Consider the following 22473-nt stretch of genomic DNA (forward strand, 5'->3'; position numbering starts at 1 on the left):
GCCGCCCGGGAAGGGCATTCGCCTCTCGCGGCACCGGCGAGTCAGCTCACCAGCCCCCTGCGGTCCAGCAGCGGTTCGATCTCGGGGGCCCGTCCGCGGAAGGACTCGAAGGCCGCGAGCGGATCCACCGAGCCGCCACGGGAGAGCAGTTCACGCCGGAAGATCTCGCCCTTCTCGCGGACGGGCGCTGCGCCGTCCTCGAACCACCGCACGGTATCCGCGTCCAGCACCTCGCTCCAGATGTAGGAGTAATAGCCCGCCGCGTAACCGCCGGAGAAGATGTGGGCGAAGTATCCGGTCCGGTAGCGCGGCGGGATCGTCGCCATGGCCACGCCCGCCTTCTCCAGCGCCTGCTCCTCGAACGCCTCGGCGTCCACGTCGGCCAGTGCGTCGGGGCCGGGGACGCGATGCCACGCCCAGTCGAGCAGCGCCGCGGCCAGATACTCGACGGTGCGGAAACCCTCGCCGAAGCGCTCGGCCGCAGCCATCCGCTCGACCAGCTCGGCGGGCATCGGCGCGCCCGTTTCGACGTGCTTGGCGTAGTTGGCCAGCACCTCCGGCCTGCTCATCCACATCTCGTTGACCTGCGAAGGGAATTCGACGAAGTCGCGCGGCACCTCGGTCCCCGCGAAGAAGGGGAATCGGACGTCCGAAAACAGGCCGTGCAGGGCGTGGCCGAACTCGTGGAAGAGCGTCCGGACGTTGTCCCAGGTGAGCAGGGCGGGCGCACCGGCGGGCGGCTTCGCGATGTTCAGGTTGTTGACCACCACCGGCCGGGTGCCGAGCAGCCGGGACTGGCTGACCAGTTCGTTCATCCACGCTCCGCCGCGCTTGGACGGCCTGGCGAAGAAATCGCCGAGGAAGAGTCCGAGCGCGCTGCCGTCGGCGTCGAACACCTCGAAGACGCGGACCTGCGGGTGATAGCCCACCAAGTCGTCGCGCTCCGCGAAAGTGATCCCGTAGACCTGCTCGGCGGCGAAGAACACACCGTCGCGCAGCACCCGCTCGAGTTCGAAGTAGGGGCGCAGCGCCTCTGTGTCCAGCGAAAACCGTTCCGCCTTGAGCTTTTCCGACCAGAACTGCCAATCCCATGCGCACAGCTCGGCCTCCGCGTCGTCCGCGCGCATGGCCGCGGCGAGTTCCGCCGCCTCTCGTTCGGCGTTGGCGACCGCCGGTGCCACCAGCCTGCCGAGCATGTCCTCCACCGCGGCCGCCGTCTTCGCGGTCTGGTCCTCCACCGCGTACGCCGCGTGGTCCGGATAGCCGAGCAGCGCTGCCCGCTCGGCCCGCAAGGCGGCGATGCGAACGGCGAGGGCTGCGTTGCGGCCATCCGCGCCGAACCCGCGCCCGAGCGAGGCCGCCAGCATACGGCGTCGCACGTCGCGGTCGGCGAGCTCGGCGAGCACGGGCTGATTCGAGACGTTCTGGAGGCGCAGCGCCCACGCGCCATCCCTGCCCAGCGCGCGGGCGTTCTCGGCCGCGGCGGTCACCGCGGACGACCCGAGGCCGGACAGCTCATCCTCGTGTTCGACCACGAGCGTCGCCGCGTTCGTCGCCGCGAGCAGATTCTGACCGAACTCGGTTGCCGCCGCGGCCAATTCGGCGTTGAGCTCGCGCAACCCGGCTTGCCCACCGGCATCCAGCCGCGCGCCCGCCCGGACGAACCGGATGTGGTACTGCTCCAGCAGCCGCGCCTCCTCGGCATCGAGCCCGAGCTCGGCGCGCCGCTGATGCAGCGAGTCGATCCTGGCGAACAGCTTCGGATCGAGATACACCGCGTCCCGGTGCGCGGCCAGCCGCGGCGAGATCTCCGCCTCGATCGCCTCGATCCGCTCGCTCGAATCCGAACTCACCACATTGAAGAACACATTCAGCACCCGCGTCAGCAGCGCACCCGAACGCTCCAGCGCCACAACGGTATCGGCGAACGTCGGCGCGCCGCCCCCTGCCGTGATCGCCCCGATCTCGGCCAGCTGCTCCGCCATCCCCCGCTCGAACGCGGGCAGATAATGCTCGTCGCGAATCTCCGCGAACGGCGGCAGCTCGTAGGGCAGCGCACTGCGCTCGAAGAACGGGTTGCTCGTCATGAATGAACTCTATGCCCGGCCGCCACACCCCGAACAAGGGTTTCCCGCACCTCCGACCGAACACCAGGCCGAGGGTGCGGGGCTATCGTGGAGGCGTGGGTGTCATCGGTGAGCTGTTCCCGGGTAAGAAGCTGACCGACGAGGGCAGTGGGGACAGCGATGGGCAGGGGTATGAGCCGCGCGTCGATGTGGATCTGGACGCGGGCGTGGTGCGGTTGTCCCGCCCGGCGCGCGCGGAGGACCAGCCGAGCGAGTGAGTTTCACGCCGCCCTGCAGTCGAGTTGCGTCGTAGCACTTCGCGTTGTCCGACCAGGCGTGACCTCGGCCTCATGTTCGAATGGTGGTCCACAATGCGCTGATCGGGAGGCAGGACAAGCCGTCGCCGAATGGAAGCTGCTGGTCACCGCAATAGAGGATGAAGCCGGCGTGAAAACGATCGCCCAAACGACGTTGCAGCATGCGTAGGCTTCGGAAGTCGTCGGTTCGAATTGTCTCGGCTGCTTTGACTTCGATCGCGACGATCCGGCCGGCATCGTCCTCGAGAACAGCATCGACTTCGTAACCGTCTCGGTCTCGATAGTGATGAAGTCGAGCCATGGTCTGGCTCCAGGTGAGCTGACGGGTGAGCTCGCCGAGCACGAATGTTTCGATGAGACCCCCTGTGGCAGCGTCGTTCGTGACTCCGGCGAGTAGATGGGCGGCAAGTCCGGAATCGTTGAAAACGAGTTTGGCTGTGGCGGTCGCTCGCGCGGTAGCATTCGCCGACCACGCAGGGATTATTCGGACCAGGTAGACGACCTCCAGCAGAGCCACGTACTCGCGCGTTGTCGTGACTGGCATGCCCAGGTCCGAAGCCAGGCGACTGTAGTTCAACAATCCGCCGCTCTGCGCGGCCAGAGCTGCGATCAGGCGCCGCATATCCGAGCGGCGCTGAATATCGGCCACTTGGTGGATGTCTCGGCTCATGATGTCATCGAGATAGGACTTGAAGAACTGCGCGCGGCGCCGGGGTGCGGGGCGGCGCAGCGCTTCGGGATAGCCGCCGCGGGATGCAAGATCGAAATAGTCCTTGCGGCGGACGTCGGATGGCTCGACTCGTAGGCTACTGCCTTCGGCAAATGCCGCATCGATGAAGCCGTCCGAGGCGCCGAGAATCTCGCCCTGTGACAGCGGGAAAAGCTCGACTGTTTCGGAGCGTCCGGGCAGGGCGTCCGGAAGTTCGCTGAGTCCGAGGAGTCGTGCCGAACCAGTCAACAGGAATCGGCCGGGGCGAGGGTCCCGATCAACCGCATGCTTGATCGCCAGCCACAGTTCTGGTACACGCTGTACTTCATCGATCAGCATGGTGCCAGGAGCATCGAGAAAGGCGACCGGGTCGGCAGTGGCCGACGCTCGGGTTCGGGGGTCGTCGAGATACCTTTTGACGGCGTCCGGGCGATCGGCCAGGCATCGTTCGGCGAGGGTGCTTTTGCCCGTTTGACGTGCGCCGTTGATGATGACGACGCGGGTGTCCGTGAGCGCTTCCAGCACTAACTCGGCGGCTCGTCTCGGCAGGTAGTCGACGGCTTGTCGCATTCCGTGATCATACGGATCGGTCGTCGATCTGCCGACAGGCAGGCCGTCGATCTGCCGAGGGGTTGAGCGTCGTTTTGCGCAGGAGTTCGCCGTCGATCTGCCGAAGCGCATGTCGATGATCTGCCGGTCAGTATGCCGTCGATCTGCCGATCGCTCTCGGGCGCGGGAAGTCGAGATCGACACGGGCGGGTACCGCAGGAGTGACGTGCGGCGACCGGAGGAATACGTCGCGGGCCGCTCCTGGCATGACGCCACCGACTTGCCGAAGATCCCGGATGGCCAGTGCGGGGTGGCAGCGGTCAGTGAATCGTTCACGCGTCAGCGATTTCGGTGCGGGTCGATGAGGTCTCGGCGCCATTGCCCCTCAGCCGGTTTCGGCGAGGGCGGGGCGGGGTTGGCGGCGGGTGAGGAGCCAGCCGACGGCGGTGGCGAGGGGACCATCAGGACGTCGTAAACGGCGGCGGGGACGGCCGTTTCGGTGCTGTGGAGGACGCTGATGGCGATGGTGATGTTGTGGATGCCCACTTCCATGGAGCAGGCGGTCGTCTACGCCGAGCGAAAAGTCCGTAGCTTCTTCGGCATCCGCGGGCAGGGCCCACATCTGAGACCAGTACGTTTCAGAGTGAGTGAAAGAGTAGCGGGATGTGACCTACGTCGCGACCGGTTCGGAGTGCGCGGAGGCCCTCTGAGAACGAAAACCCTTCCGCTCGCGGGGAAGGGGTTTCGTCATCCGGCACGTATCGTCCGAGATTCCTACTTGCCGGAACCGCTCGCCGACAGCGAGAGCAGCAGGCAGTCCCAGTGCGGAGCGCCGCCGGGGCAGCCCGGATTGGCGACCCGCTCCGACTGCTGAGCCGGCTCGGCGGGCTCCAGCGGGATGGCCGACGCGGGCACGGCGGTGGCCAAGGGAGCCAGCAGGATGGCGCCGGTGAACATGCCGGCGCGAAGGTACCTGCGCATCGAGAGATTCCTTTCGGGCGGCAAGGGGTGGCCGCTACCGCAGACGCTATCGACCGCGACGAGGTCGCGGACAGACGACGAAACGTGCGCCACCGAAACTGGGGTCGGCGTATCCGCGCGTCATCGCCCTGCGTGAACGCCCAACGACCTGGCATTATCGACTTTCCCGGCCGGGGATCTTGCACAATCGGTATATGGCCAAGCCCTGCTTGCTCTTGCAGTTGCGGCCCGAGCGCGCCGCGGCGGACGACGAGTACAGCGCGATCCTGCGCGCAGGCGAGCTCGACGCCTGCGATGTGGTGCGGGTGCAGATGGACGAGGAGTTCCCGCATATCGAGCTCGACGACTATTCGGCGGTCATCGTCGGTGGCGGACCGAGCAACGTCAGCAGCCCCGACGACGACAAGTACGACTATCAGAAGCGCTTCGAGCCCCGGCTGAAGAAGCTGATGATCGAGATCGTCGGCCGCGACTTCCCGTATCTGGGCGCCTGCTACGGGCTCGGCATTCTCGCCGACACGCTCGGCGGGAAGGTCGGTGGTGACCGGTACGGCGAGACAGCGGGCGCGCAGACCATCGAGTTCACCGAGCGCGCCGATGACGACCCGCTGCTGCACGATCTCCCGCGTTCGTTCCGCGCCTTCGTCGGCCACAAGGAGGCCTGCCAGGACGTGCCCCCCGGCGCGACCCTGCTGGCGGGCTCCTCCAGCTGCCCGGTGCAGATGATCCGGACCGGGCAACACGTCTACGCGACCCAGTTCCACCCCGAGCTGGATGGCAACGGCCTCGCTATCCGCATCGAGGCGTATCGCCACGCCGGGTACTTCGCCCCCGAGGAAGCGGACTACCTCACAGAACTCGGTCACCGCGAATCAATCACGGTGCCACCCGAAATACTGCGCCGGTTCGTCGTCCGATACCGCGGCGACTAGCCGGGGCACGGCCCGGCGCGTGAAGACGGCGGTCCGCACCCGAATCGCCCCGAGCCGTCCGAAGCTACCTCCGAGTGATCCCGCAACGGTTTGTGCCGTGCGTCACCGGCGAAATCGGCGTGACGTCTCGGCGGCGCGACCGCGTCCCGACCGCCACTCCGCCGACCGGCGGGCGCGGGCCGGGTGTCTGGGTCACGCTGTCATGTGGCTAAGATCTGGCAATCGTTGAGGCAGGTCCCTGCCTGGGCATATGTCGCTGACACGTCACTACGGCGCGACCTGTGGTCTGATAGGGGCCGAAATTGCCCCGACAATCGATTCCTTCTTGCTTTGTTCGACACCGGCCCGCTCGAGGGCGGACCGGATCCGGCCGGGTTCGTGGGTCTCGACGAAACCCGTGGGCAGGACGCGAGAGGGATGTAGTACTCGGATGGATGGAGTTCGTCGTGCTGTTCGGGGTCGAATTCGTCGCAGGTCGAGTAATCCGCTCTTCGTCCAACTGCTGACCGCCGCTGTCGAGTCGGCGGCCGATTCGATAGCGATCTCCTATGATCCGACCGGCGAACCGGGCGATCGGCGCGAACTCACCTACACCGAGCTGGACCAAGCCTCGTCGCGGCTGGCGCGTGACCTGATCGACCGTGACATCGGCCCGGGTGACGTCGTCGCCGTCGGATTCACCCGTTCGATCGAGTCGGTGCTCGCCGTCTGGGCTATCGCCAAGACCGGGGCGGCCTACGTGCCGGTCGACCCCGCCCTGCCCGCGGAACGCATCGCCTACGTCGTCGCCGACTCGCGCGCCGTGCTCGGTCTCACCGCCACCACGCACCGCCCGCTGCTCGGTGACGGCGTCGAATGGCTCGAGCTCGACGATCCCCGGCACCGGGAGCGGATCGCGGCGCGGGCCGCGCACCCGATCTCCTACGTCGATCGGGTCAGGGTGCTGACCGAACAGCATCCGGCCTACGTCATCTACACCTCCGGTTCGACCGGTCGCCCGAAGGGCGTCGTCGTGACGCACGCCGGTCTCGCGAGTCTCGTCACCGCCGTCCGGGAGCGCTACGCGGTGGACGCCGCTGCCCGGGTCCTGCACGTGTGCTCGCCGAACTTCGACGTCTCGGTGCTCGAGCTGCTGCTCGCCTTCGGCGCGGGCGCGACGCTGGTGGTGTCGCCGCCGACGGTGTTCGGCGGCGCCGATCTCGCCGACCTGCTCCGCCGCGAGCGCGTCACCCACCTGCTGATCACGCCCGCCGCGCTGGAGTCGGTCGATCCGGCCGGGCTCGACGCGCTGCGCGTGGTGGTCGTCGCCGGTGACGCGTTCGGTCCCGCGCTGGTCGAACGGTGGGCGGCCTCCGGCCGGTCGTTCTACAACGGCTACGGTCCTACCGAGGCCACCATCCTCGCGACCGGCAGCACCCAACTGGAGCCCGGCCATCCGATCACCATCGGCGCCGCCATGCCCGGCGTCGGCGCGGTGGTGCTGGACGCGCGGTTGCGTCCGGTGCCGCCCGAAGTGACCGGCGAGCTGTATCTGTCCGGCCCCGCGCTGGCGCAGGGCTACCTCGGGCGCGCGGCACTCACGGCGGAACGGTTCGTGGCCAGCCCGTTCGGCGGGGAAGCCGGCGCGCGCATGTACCGCACCGGCGACCTGGTGCGCCGCACCGCGGACGGCGACTTCGAATACCTCGGCCGCACCGATTTCCAGGTGAAGATCCGCGGCTTCCGCATCGAACTCGGGGAGATCGACGCCGCGCTCACCGCGCACCCCGATGTCGACTACGCCGCGACGCTGGGCAAGGTCGCGCCATCGGGCGCCACGGTGCTGGTCTCCTATGTCCTTGCCAGGGAAGGTGTTTCGCTGGACACCGGCGAACTGTCCCGTTTCGCCGGCGCGTCGCTGCCCGGCCACATGGTGCCCTCCGCGTTCGTGGCGCTCGACGCGATCCCTTTGACCGCCAACGGAAAACTGGATCGGCAGGCGTTGCCGGAGCCGGTGTTCGAGGCGGCGGTGTCGCGTGCCCCGCAGGGGGAGGTCGAATCCCGGATCGCAGAACTGTTCGCGCAGGTGCTCGGCGTGCGGCGAGTCGGGGCGGAGGATTCGTTCTTCGCCGCGGGCGGCGACAGCATTCTGTCCATTCAGCTGGTGTCGCGAGCCAGGGCGGCGGGTATCTCCTTCACCCCGCAAGACGTGTTCGAGCACCGCACCGTCGCCGGGCTGGCGCGCGTCGCGGTGGTCGGCGCCGAGTCCGTGCCGAAGCTCGCCGAGTTGCCGGGCGGCGGGGTCGGCGAGATCCCGTTGACGCCGGTGCTGGCCGCCTACTTGGCCGGTGGCAGGTCGTTCGGCCGATTCACCCAGCACATGGTGCTCGCGCTCCCCGAGCGCATCGACCGCGCGGGCCTGGTGGCCACGCTCGCCGCGGTGCTCGACCACCACGACATCCTGCGCGCTCAGCTCCGGCCCGTCGACGGGCAATGGCGGCTGCGTACCCTCCCCGTGGGTGCGGTGGACGCGGACGCGCTGATCACCTGCGTCGATGTGCCCGCGGGACTCGGCCTCGAAGAGTTGTCCGAAATCGCGAGCGCCGCAATGGATTCCGCTCTGGACACGCTCGATCCGGCGGCCGCGCGGATGATCGCCTGCACCTGGCTGTCCCGCCCGGACGGCCGGGACGCACTGATCGTCGCCGCGCATCACTATGTGATCGACGGCGTGTCGTGGCGAATCCTGATCGCCGATCTGGTGGCGGCGTGGGCGCAACGCGATGGCGGCCACCGGATCACCCTGCCCGCCGTCGGCACGTCGTTCCGGCGTTGGGCGTACGGTCTGGTCGAGGCGGCCACGGATCGCACCGGCGAATTGTCCTACTGGCAGCGAACTCTCGCCGTCGACGATCCGCCGCTCGGCGCGCGTGCGCTGGATCCGGCCCACGACACGTCGGACACAGTGCGGCGCTTCACCATTACCGTGCCCGCCGGTGTCACTCACGCGGTGTTGACCGAACTGCCGACGGTGTACCGGGCCGGGGTCAACGACGGCCTACTCGCGGCGTTGGCGTTGGCGACGCGCGCCTGGCGCGCGAACAGGGGCGTCGACGCCGCCGCGACCAGGGTGCGGCTCGAAGGCCACGGCCGCGAGGAGGCCACCGTCGCGGGCGCCGACCTGACCCGCACCGTCGGCTGGTTCACCACCATGTACCCGGTGGCGCTCGACCTGTCCGGCATCGATCCCGAGGCGGCCTGGCGCGGCGGCGCGGCGACCGCGGCGCTGCTCAAGGCGGTGAAGGAGCAGCTGATCACGGTGCCGGACAAGGGCATCGGCTTCGGCATGCTTCGGTACCTGAACCCCGACACCGCGGCCGGACTCGAGGGTGCGCTCGGCCAGATCGGCTTCAACTATCTCGGCAAGATCTCCACGGGTGACGTCCCGGAGGCGCTGACCGGCGGGAGCTGGCTGCCGACCGACGACTGGGGCGCTCCGGACGCCGCGCAGGACGCGGCAATGCCCGCCGCCGCGGTGGTTGACATCAACGCGCTCGTCACCGACACCGACGCGGGCGCGCAGCTGACCGCGTCCTTCGCCTACGCGTCCGAGATTCTCGACGCGGACGCCGTCCGCGAGCTGGCCGAACGTTGGGTGGCCGCACTCACCGTCCTCGCCGGGCACCTGCGCGATTCGTCCGCGGGCGGCTTGACCCCGGCCGACGTCCCGCTGGTGCGGGTCACCCAGGCGGAGCTCGACATCTGGCGGGCGGAACGGCCGGGACTGGTCGACGTGCTGCCGCTCTCGCCGCTACAGCTCGGACTGCTTTTCCTCACCCAGATGTCGGCGACCGCTGACCCCTATCTGCTCCAGCTGGCGGTGGAACTGTCCGGCGACATCGATCTCGATCGCCTCCGGCGTGCGGCGCAAGCCGTGCTGGATCGACACCCCATCCTGCGGTCCGCGTTCGGCTCGTCGGCCGCGGGTGACCCGGTCCAGTTCGTCTGCGAGCGACTGGAGGTGCCGTGGCGGGTCGTCGACACGCCGGACACCGATCCTGCGGTGTTCTTCGCCGCCGAGCAGGGCCTCGGATTCGATCCGGCGGTGGCGCCGCTGGTGCGATTCACGGTGTACCGAGGCGCTTTCGGGCGCACCCACCTGGTGCTGACCGCGCATCACATCCTGCTCGACGGCTGGTCGATGCCGCTGCTCATGAAGGATCTGCTGATTTCCTATGCCGCGGACGGCATTTCGTCGCCGCTGCCGGGGATGCGGCCGTATCGCGACTATCTCGCGTGGCTGGCGCACTACGACCGGGAAGCCGCGCTGCGCACGTGGAGCCGGGCGCTGGAGGGGCTGACGCCCACCAGGCTCGCCGCCGTCGTCGCGCCGCCCGTCCACACCGCCGAGGGCTACGGCGTGTGCGCCGCCGACCTGTCGCGGGACGAGACCGCGGCCCTGTCGGCGTTCGCCGCGGCGGCGGGGGTCACCGTGAACACCGTGGTGCAGGCGGCGTGGGGCCTGGTGCTCGCGGCCTGCGCCGGACGTGACGATGTGGTCTTCGGCGCGGTGGTGTCCGGCAGGCCGCCACAGCTCGACGGCGTCGACGACATGGTCGGTCTCTTCGCGAACACCGTCCCGGTCCGGGTCCGCTTCGAGGAAGGCGACTCGCTGCGGCAGCTGCTGACTCGCCTTCAGTCCGAACAGGTTTCGTTGCTCGACGGTCATCACGTCGGGCTGGCCGACATCCAGCGTGCGGCCGGTGCGGGCGAGCTGTTCGATTCGCTGCTGGCCTACGAGTCGTATCCCGTGGACGCCGACGGCCTGCGGCAGGCCTACGGGAAGATCGACGGCCTGGAGATCGTCGACCTGCAAGCGGTCAACTTCACCCACTATCCGGTGGCCGTCCAGGTCGACATGGGCGCCGAGCTGCGGTTGCAAGTGCAGCACCGGCGCGACGTCATCACCGACGCGACCGGGCACGCCCTTGCGGACCGGCTGCGTGCCCTGATCGGCGAATTCGTCGCGGCGCCGGAACGCACGGCGACCGAAACGCTGGCGCTGCTGGACGATCGCAACGATATCGTCGCGCAGACGCGGTACTGGCGCGAGGCGCTCGCCGGGCTGCCGGACGAGCTGAACCTACCCGTCGATCGCCCGAGATCCGCGGCATCCGTCACCGCGGACGGCCACATCGACTTCGAGATCGATGCCGATCTGCACCGGCGACTACAGCAGCTCGCGCGGACGGCGGACGTGACCGTGTTCACCGTCGTCCACGCGGCATTCGCGGTCCTGCTGGCCCGACTATCGGGCGCCGGCGACATCGCGATCGGCACTCCGGTCTCCGACGGATCGGGCAACACTGTTGTTCTGCGCACCCGGGTGCGGGGTGACCTATCCTTCGGCGCCTTGCTATCCCAGGCGAAAGACGTCGCGCTACAAGCCTTCTCGCGATCCGACCTGCCTTTCGACGGTCTATCGGCGCTACTGGACCGTCCGACCGAACGTCTCCCTCTGGTGCGAACGATGTTCTCGGCGGGGGAACGTGCTCCCTTCGCGGTCGAGCCCTCCGGCGCGGCACCTTCCTCCCGACAAGACCTGTCCCTGCACATTCGAGAGCACGCGACAGGTATCGCCGCGAATTTCACCTTCTCGCAAGCGCTGTTCGATCAGAACACCGTCCAGGTCTTCGCCGAGCGCTTCCTCCGGTTGCTCGCGGCCGCCGTGCACCGCCCGGAGATTCCCGTCGGCGACCTCCCGCTGCTCGATACGGAGGAGCGAGCGCTGCTGACCCGCGTCGCCGACGACGCAGTCATGGCCACCGGCCTCCTGCCCGACCTGTTGACCAGAGGCGTCGCACTTGGCCGCGACCGCGTCGCGGTGCGTGACCGGAACCGTTCGATCGGCTACGGCGAACTCGACGAGCGCACTTCGCGATTGGCGCGTGTCCTGATCCATCGCGGTGTCGGTCCCGAGCGATCGGTCGCCGTCGCCCTGCCGCGCTCCGCCGACCTGGCGGCCGCGGTGCTGGCCGTAACCAAAGCCGGTGGCGCGCACGTGCCGATCGACCCGGTCCTCCCCGTGGAACGAATGCGGCACATGGTGTCCGACTCCGGCGCGGTGCTCGGCATCACCAGCGCCGAATACGCGGATCGGCTGCCCGGCGACGTGGGCTGGCTGGTGCTCGACGACCCGGCGACCGAGCGGGAATGCGCCGCCCAGTCGCCCGCCCCCGTGACGGACGCGGATCGCCTTGCGCCGCTGCGCATGCGACACCCGGCCTACGTCATCTACACATCCGGTTCGACGGGTGTGCCCAAGGGCGTCACCGTGACCCACGCAGGCCTGGGCGGCATCCTGGACGGAACGGTGAAACAGTATCGGCTGGAGCCGCATCACCGGTTCCTGCAAATCTGCTCGCCGAGCTTCGACCCTTCGGTGCTCGAGTGGCTGTGCGCGTTCTCCGTGGGCGCGACGTTGGTCGTCGTGCCGCCCGGTGTGGCCGGCGGGGCCGAACTCGGCGACCTGTTGCGCGACGAGGCGGTCACGCACACGATCATCACCCCGGCGGTCCTCGGCACGGTCGACCCGGCCGGGCTGGACGCGCTCGCGGTGGTGGCCGTCGGCGGAGACGTGACGACGCCGGAGCTACTGGCGAAGTGGCAGCCGGGCCGGCGCTACCTCAACGCGTACGGCCCGACCGAGGCGACCATCGTCACGTCGTTCGCGGAATTGTCCGCCGGACAGCGCATTACGATCGGTAAGCCGGTACACGGCATGTCAGCGTTGGTCTTGGACGCGCGGCTGAACCCGGTGCCGCCGGGTGTGGCGGGCGAGCTGTATCTCGCGGGCGGCGCGCTGGCACGCGGCTACCGCAACCGGGCCGGCTTGACCGCCGAGCGTTTCCTCCCCAACCCGTGGGGCGGACCCGGCGCGCGAATGTACCGCACCGGCGACGTGGTGCGCCTGCGTCCGGCATCCGCCTGCGTGGACGCGGGATCGCGCTCGGCGCCTTGGGATCTCGACTATGTGGGACGTGCCGATACGCAGGTCAAGGTGCGCGGCTTCCGCATCGAGCTGGGCGAGATCGACGCGGTCCTCGCCGGACACGACGACGTCGACTTCGTGGTCACGATCGGACGGACGATGGCGTCGGGATCGACGGCGCTGGTGTCGTACGTGCTCGCCGCGCCGGGACGCGCGGTGGATCCGGCGCTGCTCACCGAGCACGCCGCGAAGATTCTTCCGTCGCACATGGTGCCATCGGCGATCGTCGTCCTCGACGAACTCCCGTTGACCACCAACGGCAAGCTGGATCGAAAGGCGTTGCCGGAGCCGGTCTTCGAGATGGCGCCGGCTCGCGCGCCGCTCGGTCCGATCGAATCGCGCCTCGCCGAGCTGTTCGCGCAGGTGCTCGGTGTGCCGTCGGTCGGGGTGAACGACTCGTTCTTCGCGGTCGGCGGCGACAGCATCATGTCGATCCAGCTGGTGTCGCTGGCGAAGACGGCCGGAATCGTCTTCACCGCGCGCGACGTGTTCGAACACAAGACGGTGGCGGGACTGGCGCGCGTCGCGACGGTCGGCGCGGACGCGCCGCCGACGGTGCTGGCGGAATTGCCCGGCGGCGGTGTCGGGGAGGTGCCGCTGACGCCGGTGCTCGCCGAATTCCTCGCCAACGGTTCCTGCGATCGCTTCGCGCAGACCATGGTGCTCGCGCTGCCCGATGGCATCGACCGTGCCGGTCTCGTCGAGACGATCGCGGCGGTACTCGACCGGCACGAGGTGCTGCGTTCCCGCGTATGGCGGGACGACGGCCGATGGCGTTTCGAAACGCTGACGCGCGACGCGGTCGACGCCGACGAGCTGGTGATCGAGATCGACGCGACCGCCGTGGCCGACTCCGAGTTGACCCGAACGGGCAGTGCGGCAATGGCTTCGGCGCTGGCCGCCCTTGATCCGGCCGCCGCCAGGATGATCGCCTTCGCCTGGGTGCGCAGGACGGGCGCGCGGGACGCGCTCGCCGTCGCGGCACACCACTACGTCATCGACGGGGTGTCATGGCGCATCCTGATTCCCGACCTGGTGCTGGCCTGGGCGCAGCGCGCGGCGGGGCAGCGGATCGAGTTGCCCGCCGTCGGTACCTCGTTCCGGCGCTGGGCGCACGGCTTGACCGAGGCGGCCGCGGGCCGGGCAGGCGAGGCGGATTACTGGCAGCGGGTGCTGGCCACACCGGATCCGCTGCTCGGTGCGCGCACCGTCGACTGCGCGATCGACACCGAGCCGACCCTGCGATCGATCACCGTGCGTGTGCCGGTCGAGGTCACCGAGGCCATGCTGACCACGCTTCCCGCGCTGTATCGCGGCGGCGTCAACGACGGGCTGCTCGCCGCGCTGGCGCTGGCCGTGCGCGCTTGGCGGGCACGGCGCGGTGTCGACGCCCCGACGACCCGAATCCGGCTCGAAGGCCACGGACGCGAGGAAACCGTCGTTCCCGGAGCCGATCTCACGCGCACCCTCGGCTGGTTCACCAGCATCTACCCGGTCGCCATCGACCTGTCCGGCATCGATACCGCGCAGGCGCTCGCCGACGGCGCGGTGCTCGCCGCCGTAATGAAGACGGTCAAGGAACAACTTCTCGCGGTGCCGGACAAGGGCATCGGCTTCGGCATGCTGCGCCATCTCGATCCCGGCACCGCCGGACGCCTCACCGGCGACATCGGGCAGATCGGCTTCAACTATCTCGGCCGCGCCTCGGCGGGCGGCGCCGCCGACCAGACCGACGGAAGCTGGTTGCCGACAGCCGATCTCGGCGAGATCGAGATCGAATACGATCCCGCGCTGCCCGCGGGGGCGGTGATCGATATCAACGCGATAGTCGCCGACACCGCGACCGGTCCGCTGATGGAGGCGAGCTTCCGCTACGCGAGCGGAATCCTCGACGAGGCGGCGGTGCGAGAACTCGCCGACGACTGGACCGCCGCGCTGGCCGCGGTCGCCGAGCACGTATGGCACCCGGCCGCTGGTGGCCTCACGCCCTCGGATGTGCCGCTGGTACGGGTCTCCCAGGACGAACTGGACCGTTGGCGGCGGACGTATCCCGGCCTGTCGGATGTGCTGCCGCTCTCGCCGCTGCAATCCTCTCTGCTGGTGCTCATCGAACTGCTCGCCGGGTCGGTCGACGCCTACATCATCCAATTGGCGGCCGAGCTGACGGGCGAGCTGGATACCGACCGGCTGCGCGGGGTGGCCCAGACCATCCTGGACCGGCACGCCAACCTGCGCTCGGCCTTCGTCGCCACGGCCGACGGGACGCCGGTGCAGCTGGTGGTGGACGGCATCGAGATGCCGTGGCGCATCATCGACGGCGTCGCCGATGCGGACCTGCCCCGCCTGCTGGCCGCCGAACAGCGCACCGAATTCGATCCGGCCATCGCGCCGCTGCTGCGATTCACGGTGTACACCACCGATTCCGGCCGCAGCCACCTGGTTCTGACCGGCCACCACATCCTGCTCGATGGCTGGTCGATGCCGCTGCTGATGAAGGAGCTGCTCGTCCTGTACGCGACCGGCGGCGACGCGTCGCCGCTACCGCAGGTCCGCCCCTACCGCGACTACCTGCGGTGGCTGTCGCAGCAGGATCGCGCGGCCGCGGAGCGGGCCTGGTCGGAGATGCTCGCGGGCGCGACGGCGACGATGCTCGCCCCCGAGCTGACCTGGCCCGCGGCCTCGGGCGACGGATTCGGTCTGTGCGAATTCGAGCTGTCCACCGCGCAGACCGCCGAGCTGACCGCATACGCGGCTGCGGCCGAGGTCACCGCCAACACGGTGATGCAGGCCGCGTGGGGCCTGGTCGTCGCGGCAGGCACCGGACGCGACGATGTCGTCTTCGGCGCGACCATCTCCGGCAGGCCCGCCGAGCTCGACGGCATCGGCGAGATGATCGGCCTGTTCGTCGACGCGATCCCGGTCCGTGTCCGGTTCGATCAGGGCACGACCATCCGTTCCCTGATCGACGGGGTGCAGGCCGAGCAGGTGTCGCTGCTGGATCACCACCACCTCGGGCTCGGCGCCATCCAGCGCGTCGCGGGGCAGGGCGAACTGTTCGACACGATGCTGGTCTTCGAGTCGTACCCGGTCGACGTCGAGGGCCTGCGGCAGGCGAGCGGCGCACTCGACGGAGTGCGGGTGGACGGGCTGAGCGGAGCCGACTACACCCACTATCCGATCACCGTGCTGGTCTTCCTCGGCAGCCGCACACTGGTGCAACTGAAGTACCGGCGCGACGTCGTCGCCGACACGACGGCGCAGGCCGTGGCCGACCGGCTGCGCCGGGTGCTCGGCGATCTGGTCGACGCACCCGAGCGCCGCGCCGCCGAGACCGCGCTGCTGCTCGACGTCGAGTCGGACGACGCGATCACCCGGTCCAGGTACTGGCGCACCGCGTTGGCTGGCTTGCCCGAACTCGAGCTGCCCGCGAGTGGGTCGCGCACCGCGCCGGGTGCGAACGACCGTGGGCGAGTGGACTTCTCGGTGCCCGACGAGACGCACCGCGGTCTGCGCCTGCTCGCGGACGCGGAGGGTGTGACCTGGTCGGCGGTCGTGCGTACGGCACTGGCCGTGCTGCTGACACGGCTGTCCGGCGTCGATGACGTCGCGATCGGATCGCCCGTGCGCGACGGCCGGTGCGCCGAGGTGGTTTTGCGCACCAAGGTGGATCGGCGCGCGCGTTTCGTCGATCTTCTGCCCGAAGCGCACCGGGTCGAGCTGGAAGGCTTCGCGCATTCCGGCATTCCGTTCGACGAGCTGGTCGATCTGCTCGGCGTGCGGCGGTCGCAGGCCCGGCATCCGCTGTTCCAGGTGGCGTTGTCGTTCCACGGACCCGCGGAAGCGGTGGGAGATCTCGCCATCTCGCTCACCGACGGTCCCACCGAACTCTTCGGTGAGATGTGCTATACCCGTGAGCGTTTCGGTGACTTCGAGGCGGACGCGTTCGCGCAGCGGTTCGTCCGAGTGCTGACGGCGCTCGCGGAACGGCCCGACCTGCCGGTCGGCGACCTGCCGATGCTTGCCGCGGACGAGTACGAGCGGTTGACCCGGATGGGCGGCGGTTGCCCGGCCGCTGTCGGCACGCTGCCGGATCTGCTGGTCCGCGGTGTCCGCTTCGGGCGGGACCGGATCGCCGTGCGCGACGCGGGGCGGGCCTACACCTACGGTGAACTCGACGAGTCGTCCTCGCGGTTGGCGCGCGTCCTGATCGAGCGCGGTGTCGCGCCGGAAACCGTGGTGGCATTGGCGATACGGCGTTCCTATGAGATGGTCGTCGCGGTGTGGGCGGTCGCCAAGGCCGGTGGTGCGTACCTGCCGGTCGATCCGACCTATCCGGCGGAGCGGGTGCGCTACATGGTCGCCGATTCCGGTGCGGCGGTGGGCATCACCGTCGCGGACGAGGTGGCCGGACTGTCCGGCGCGGTGGACTGGCTCGTACTCGACGATCCCGCCGTGCTCGCTCGCTGCGCCGCGGAATCGGCTGCGGCCGTGACAGACACGGATCGGCGTGAGCCGTTGCGTATGTCGCATCCGGCGTATGTGATCTACACGTCGGGATCGACAGGTCTGCCCAAGGGCGTCGCCGTCACTCACGTCGGGCTCGGCGGACTGGTCGGCCACACGGTCGACATGCTTGGGCTGGCACCGGAACACCGGATGCTGCATGTCTGTTCGCCGAGTTTCGACCAGTCGGTGGAGGAGCTGTCCAGCGCGTTCTACAGCGGCGCCACACTGGTGATCGCGCCGCCGGACACCGTCGGCGGCGCCGAACTGCACGAGCTGCTGCGCGCCGAGCGGGTGACGCACACGATCATCACGCCGACACTGCTCGGCACCGTCGACCCGGTCGGTTTGGACGACTTGGCCGTGGTGTCCGCCGGTGGCGAGGCCACCACCCCCGAGTTGGTGGCCAAGTGGCAGCCGGGCCGCCGCTTCATCAACGGCTACGGTCCGACCGAGGTGACGATCGGCGCTACCTACACGACTCTGGCCGCGGGACAACGCGTCACGATCGGCCGCCCGGTCCCTGGCATCGGGGCGATGGTGCTCGACGAGCGACTGCATCCGGTGCCCGCCGGCGTCGCGGGCGAGCTGTATCTGGCGGGACCGGCGCTCGCGCGCGGCTATCGCGGACGCGCCGGTGCGACGGCGGAGCGCTTCGTCGCGCATCCGTGGCTGTCCGGCGAGCGGATGTACCGGACGGGTGACCTGGTCCGATGGGTGCCCGCCGCCGAAGCCGGCGGCTGGGAGCTGGAATGCCTCGGCCGCACCGACTTCCAGGTGAAGATTCGTGGCTTCCGCATCGAACTCGGCGAGATCGACGCGGTCCTCGCCGGGTACCCGGGCGTCGAGTACTCGGTCACCATGGGACGCGAGAATCCCAGCGGAGCAACGGTGCTGGTTTCGTACGTGACGGGCCGCGATCTCGATGCCGACCGGCTGACGGGATGGGCCGCGCGGACGCTGCCTTCGCACATGGTGCCCGCGGCGGTCGTCGTGCTCGACGAGGTGCCACGGACCGCGGTCGGCAAGCTCGACCGAAACGCACTTCCGGAACCGGAGTTCGCGGCCCGTGCCTACCGGGAGCCGGCCACGGTCCTGGAACGGACGGTCGCCTCGGTCTTCGCCGAGGTGCTCGGCGTCGACCGGATCGGCGCGGACGACGACTTCTTCCAGCAGGGCGGCAACTCGCTGCTCGCCACCAGGGTGACCGCGCGCCTCGGCGCCGCGGTGGACGCCAGGGTTCCGGTGCGCCTGCTGTTCGCCGCACCGACCGTCGCCGGTTGTGCGCGCGAGGTGGCGAAGCTGACCGGCGCCGGAGGTCGTCCGGTCCTGGTGGCGGGCCAACGGCCGGAACGCATTCCGCTGTCGCCCGCGCAGCAGCGGATGTGGTTCCTCAACCGGTTCGACACCGGGTCGGCCGCCTACAACATTCCGGTCGCGATTCGCTTGACCGGCGAACTCGACATCGACGCGCTGCGATGGGCGTTCACCGATCTCGTCGCCCGGCACGAGATCCTGCGCACGGTGTATCCGCAGCGGCAAGACGGACCGGTGCAGGTCGTGCTGCCGCCTGAACATCCCGATGCGCCGATACTGCGGGTACGGCCCGTGGCCGATGTGGAAACGGCTGTGGCGAAGCTGCTTTCGACGGTCTTCGATGTCACCGTCGAAGTGCCCGTGCGCGCCGTGCTCTTCCAAGCCGGTGACCGCGAATTCGTCTTGGCCATGGTCGTCCACCACATCTCCGGCGACGGTTACTCGGGCGGCCCGCTGACTCGCGATCTGGCCGCCGCCTACGCGGCCCGTGCGCTGGGGCAGGCGCCGCAGTGGGCGCCGCTTGCGGTGCAGTACGTGGACTACGCGCTGTGGCAGCGCGCGTTGCTGGGCCGCGAGGACGAGCCTGGGTCGCCCGCGGCCGAGCAGATCGCCTACTGGCGGCAGGCGCTCGCCGACCTGCCGGATCAGCTGGAGCTGCCGAGGGATCGGCCGCGACCCGCGGTGCAGTCCTACGCGGGCGGACAGGTGCCGCTGCGCATCGAGCCGGAAACCCATGCGGCGCTCGCGGAGCTGGCACGGGCGCGGGGCGCGACGCTGTTCATGGTCGTGCACACCGCGCTGGCGGTGCTGCTGGCCCGGCTGTCGGGCACCGACGACATCGCGATCGGCACGCCGGTGGCGGGTCGCGGCGAAGCGGCGCTCGACGATCTGATCGGCATGTTCGTCAACACGCTTGTCTTTCGCACCCGGGTGGATCCGGACGCGAGCTTCACGGAATTGCTCGAGCGCCAGCGTGACACCGACCTCCAGGCCTTCGCGCACGCCGACGTGCCGTTCGAGCGGCTGGTCGAGGTGTTGAATCCGGCGCGGTCAACCGCCCGCCATCCGCTGTTCCAGGTGGGTCTGTCGTTCCAGAATCTGGCCGAGGTCCGCATGGAACTGTCCGGGTTGACGGTCGCCGCGTGGGAAACGGATCGGCGGCTGTCGCAGTTCGATCTGCACGTCATCGTGGCGGACGGCTACGACGAACAGGGCGCGCCGACCGGGATCGGTGGCTTCTTCACCTACGCCACGGACCTGTTCGACGAGTCGACGGTGCGGGGTTTCGCCGACCGGTTCGTCCGGCTGCTGGACGCGGTGGTCGCGGACGCTACGGCGCCGGTCGGTGCGATCGATCTGCTCGCGGCCACGGAGCGTTCTCGGATTCTCACGGCTTGGAACGACACCACCCATCCGGTGGACACGAGCGCCACATTGCCGTCCCTGCTGGACGCGGCCGTCGCCGCCGCCCCGGACGCGGTGGCGCTGATCACCGCCGACGGTGCGCGTTCGAGCTACGCGGAACTGGACGCACGCGTCAATCAGCTTGCCCGGCATCTGATTTCGCTGGGTGTCGGCCCGGAGTCGCAGGTGGCGCTCGCCATCCGGCGTTCGATGGACCTGGTCGTCGCGATGTACGCGGTGAGCAAGGCGGGCGGCGCGTATGTGCCGGTGGACCCGGATCAGCCCGCGCGGCGGTCGGAGTACATCCTGGCGACGGCGGCCCCGATCTGCGTGCTGACCGATGCCGACGCGGATTTCGCCACGTCCGTCGCGCCGGTTGTGCGGCTGGATCGAGTGGATCTGTCGGCGATGGACGCTTCGACGATCACGGACGCGGACCGCGTCGCGCCCTTGCGCGCCGAGCACGCGGCGTATGTGATCTTCACATCTGGTTCCACTGGGCGTCCGAAGGGCGTCGCGGTGTCCCACGGTGCGATCGTCAATCAGTTGCGTTGGAAGGCAGCCGAATTCGGTTTGGCCGCCGACGACGCGGTGCTGTTGAAGACGGCGGCGACGTTCGACCTTTCGGTGTGGGAGTTCTGGTCGGCGGCGACGTGCGGCGGTCGATTGGTGATCGCCGCACCCGATGGTCATCGGGATCCGGCGCACCTGAACGGACTCGTGGCGCGCGAGGGCGTGACCACGCTGCACACGGTGCCCTCCATGCTGGACGCCCTGCTGACCGGCCGGTTGCCGGATTCGCTGCGCCGGGTGCTGGCCATCGGCGAGACCTTGCCCGCCGCACTGGCGCGCCGGTTCGCGGCGGCCGCGCCGGAAGCCGCGCTGTTCAACGTGTACGGCCCGACCGAGGCGGCGGTGTCGATCACCAGCCACGCGGTGCGGCCTGCCGACGAGACGGCCGTGCCGATCGGCGCCCCGGTCTGGAACAGCCAGGTGTACGTGCTGGATTCGCGGTTGCGACCGGTGCCGGTCGGTGTGCCGGGCGAGCTCTATGTGGCGGGTGCGCAGTTGGCCCGCGGATACTTCGGCCGGGTGGATCTGACGGCGGAGCGATTCGTCGCGAACCCCTTCGAACCGGGTGCGCGGATGTATCGCACCGGCGACCTCGTCGCGTGGAATGCGATGGGGGAGTTGGAGTATCGGGGCCGCACCGATTTCCAGGTGAAGATCCGCGGTTTCCGCATCGAGCTCGGGGAGATCGACGCGGTGCTCACCGAGCACGCGGACGTGGACTTCGCGGTCACCGTCGGCCGGGAGAATCCCGCGGGAGCAACGGTTCTGGTTTCGTACGTGGTGGCCGCCCCCGGCCGGGACATCGATGCGGATCGGCTGACCGAATGGGCGGCGCGAATACTGCCCGCGCACATGGTGCCGACGGCGATCGTCGTCCTCGACGACGTGCCGTTGACCTCGGTGGGCAAACTCGACCGCGCGGCGCTGCCCGCACCGGAATTCGCCGCCCGCGCCTATCGCGCGCCGTCGACGGCGCTCGAGACCACCGTCTGCGAGGCGTTCGCCGCCGTACTGTGCCGCGATCGAATCGGACTGGACGACAACTTCTTCGAGCTCGGCGGCAACTCGCTGATCGCGACCGCGCTGACCGCCCGGCTGGGGGAGGCCCTCGGCACGACGGTCCCGGTGATGTGGGTGTTCACCGCACCCACTCCGGCGGGCATCGTCGCGGAGCTGCGCGCGGGCGGCGCCGACAGCACTGCCTTCGATGTGCTGCTGCCGTTGCGAGCGTCGGGGACCGCAGAGCCGCTGTTCTGCGTCCATCCGATCGGCGGCATCGCCTGGTCGTTCGCGGGGCTCGCCGCGCACCTCGACGCGGACCGTCCCCTCTACGGCCTCCAGTCGCCCGCCCTGAGTTCCGCTGACCCGCTGCCGGATTCGATCGAGGACTGGGCACGGCTCTACGTCGAGCAGATTCGCGCCGTGCAACCGGAAGGTCCGTATCACCTGCTCGGCTGGTCGCTCGGCGGCGTGCTGGCGCACGCCATGGCCGTCCAGCTCAGGGACCAGGGCGAGCGGGTGGCGCTGCTGGGCATGCTGGACAGCCACCTGCGCACGGAATCGGACCGCTCCGACGCGGTGCCGCTGCCGGAATTGCTCGGCGGGCTGCTCGGTGATCGAGCCGTGGAACTCGACCTGGACGACACGGTGGACCTACCCGGGTTGGCCGAGCGGTTGAGCGCGCTCCCCGAACCGTTCGCCTCCTTCGGAACCGCGCGGATCGAACGGGTCGTGGACGCGGCGGGTGTGTCGGCGGTCCTCGCCGCGGCCTACCGCCCGCGGCCGTTCGACGGCGACTTGGTGTATTTCACCGCAGCCCAGGACGATCCGACCGGCTCGGACGGCGCCGCGACCTGGACCGCGGCGATCACCGGCGCCGTGCACAACCACGCGGTGGACGCCACCCACTGGCGCATGACCGCCGACACGGCGCTGCGACGGATCGCGGACGCGCTGCGCGCCTGGTTGTGACGATCGGCGGGATCGGCAGGGCTGCCGATCCCGCCGCCCACGGTCTATCGCCCGGCCTTCAGCGCCGCGCCGCGCGCCCGCACGTCGTCGGCCAGCTGCTTGCCTTGCGCCCGCGCCTCGG

Annotated in this window: 6 protein-coding genes; 3 read left to right on the forward strand and 3 right to left on the reverse strand. The window is 69.5% G+C overall.

Going from position 1 to position 22473, the window contains the following annotated elements:
* Positions 1-41: 41 nt before the first annotated feature.
* Complete coding sequence (locus NX1_RS26975; RefSeq protein WP_068065030.1) at positions 42-2087, reverse strand: M3 family metallopeptidase; 2046 nt, start codon at positions 2085-2087, stop codon at positions 42-44.
* A gap of 95 nt (positions 2088-2182) precedes the next feature.
* On the opposite strand from NX1_RS26975, the gene NX1_RS36570 reads away from it, so the two are divergent.
* A complete protein-coding gene (locus tag NX1_RS36570) occupies positions 2183-2344 on the forward strand; it encodes a hypothetical protein (RefSeq protein WP_157120101.1) in 162 nt (53 codons plus the stop codon).
* A 70-nt stretch (positions 2345-2414) separates the two neighbouring features.
* Here NX1_RS36570 and NX1_RS26980 read toward each other — a convergent pair whose 3' ends face one another.
* Both NX1_RS26980 and NX1_RS26990 read right to left on the reverse strand, forming a co-directional pair.
* Positions 2415-3977, reverse strand: coding sequence for an ATP-binding protein (locus NX1_RS26980; RefSeq protein ID WP_245668695.1), 1563 nt, complete (start codon positions 3975-3977; stop codon positions 2415-2417).
* 438 nt (positions 3978-4415) lie between these two features.
* Positions 4416-4622: a hypothetical protein gene (locus tag NX1_RS26990; protein WP_157120103.1), complete on the reverse strand. Its 207-nt coding sequence runs from the start codon at positions 4620-4622 to the stop codon at positions 4416-4418.
* A 194-nt stretch (positions 4623-4816) separates the two neighbouring features.
* Here NX1_RS26990 and NX1_RS26995 point away from each other — a divergent pair, with 194 nt between their 5' ends.
* Positions 4817-5554 (forward strand): glutamine amidotransferase, encoded by a 738-nt coding sequence (locus NX1_RS26995; RefSeq protein WP_068065043.1) that lies wholly within the window; start codon positions 4817-4819, stop codon positions 5552-5554.
* Positions 5555-5984: 430 nt separating this feature from the next.
* Positions 5985-22352, forward strand: coding sequence for a non-ribosomal peptide synthetase (locus NX1_RS27000; protein WP_068065052.1), 16368 nt, complete (start codon positions 5985-5987; stop codon positions 22350-22352).
* Positions 22353-22473: the final 121 nt, after the last annotated feature.

The organism is Nocardia xishanensis NBRC 101358, from assembly GCF_001613365.1.
GTDB classification, from domain to species: domain Bacteria; phylum Actinomycetota; class Actinomycetes; order Mycobacteriales; family Mycobacteriaceae; genus Nocardia; species Nocardia xishanensis.

Coding starts and splice junctions, on each gene's coding strand:
- NX1_RS26975 (WP_068065030.1), bottom strand. CDS start 2,087: ATGACGAGCAACCCGTTCTTCGAGCGCAGTGCGCTGCCCTACGAGCTG.
- NX1_RS26990 (WP_157120103.1), bottom strand. CDS start 4,622: ATGCGCAGGTACCTTCGCGCCGGCATGTTCACCGGCGCCATCCTGCTG.
- NX1_RS26995 (WP_068065043.1), top strand. CDS start 4,817: ATGGCCAAGCCCTGCTTGCTCTTGCAGTTGCGGCCCGAGCGCGCCGCG.
- NX1_RS27000 (WP_068065052.1), top strand. CDS start 5,985: ATGGATGGAGTTCGTCGTGCTGTTCGGGGTCGAATTCGTCGCAGGTCG.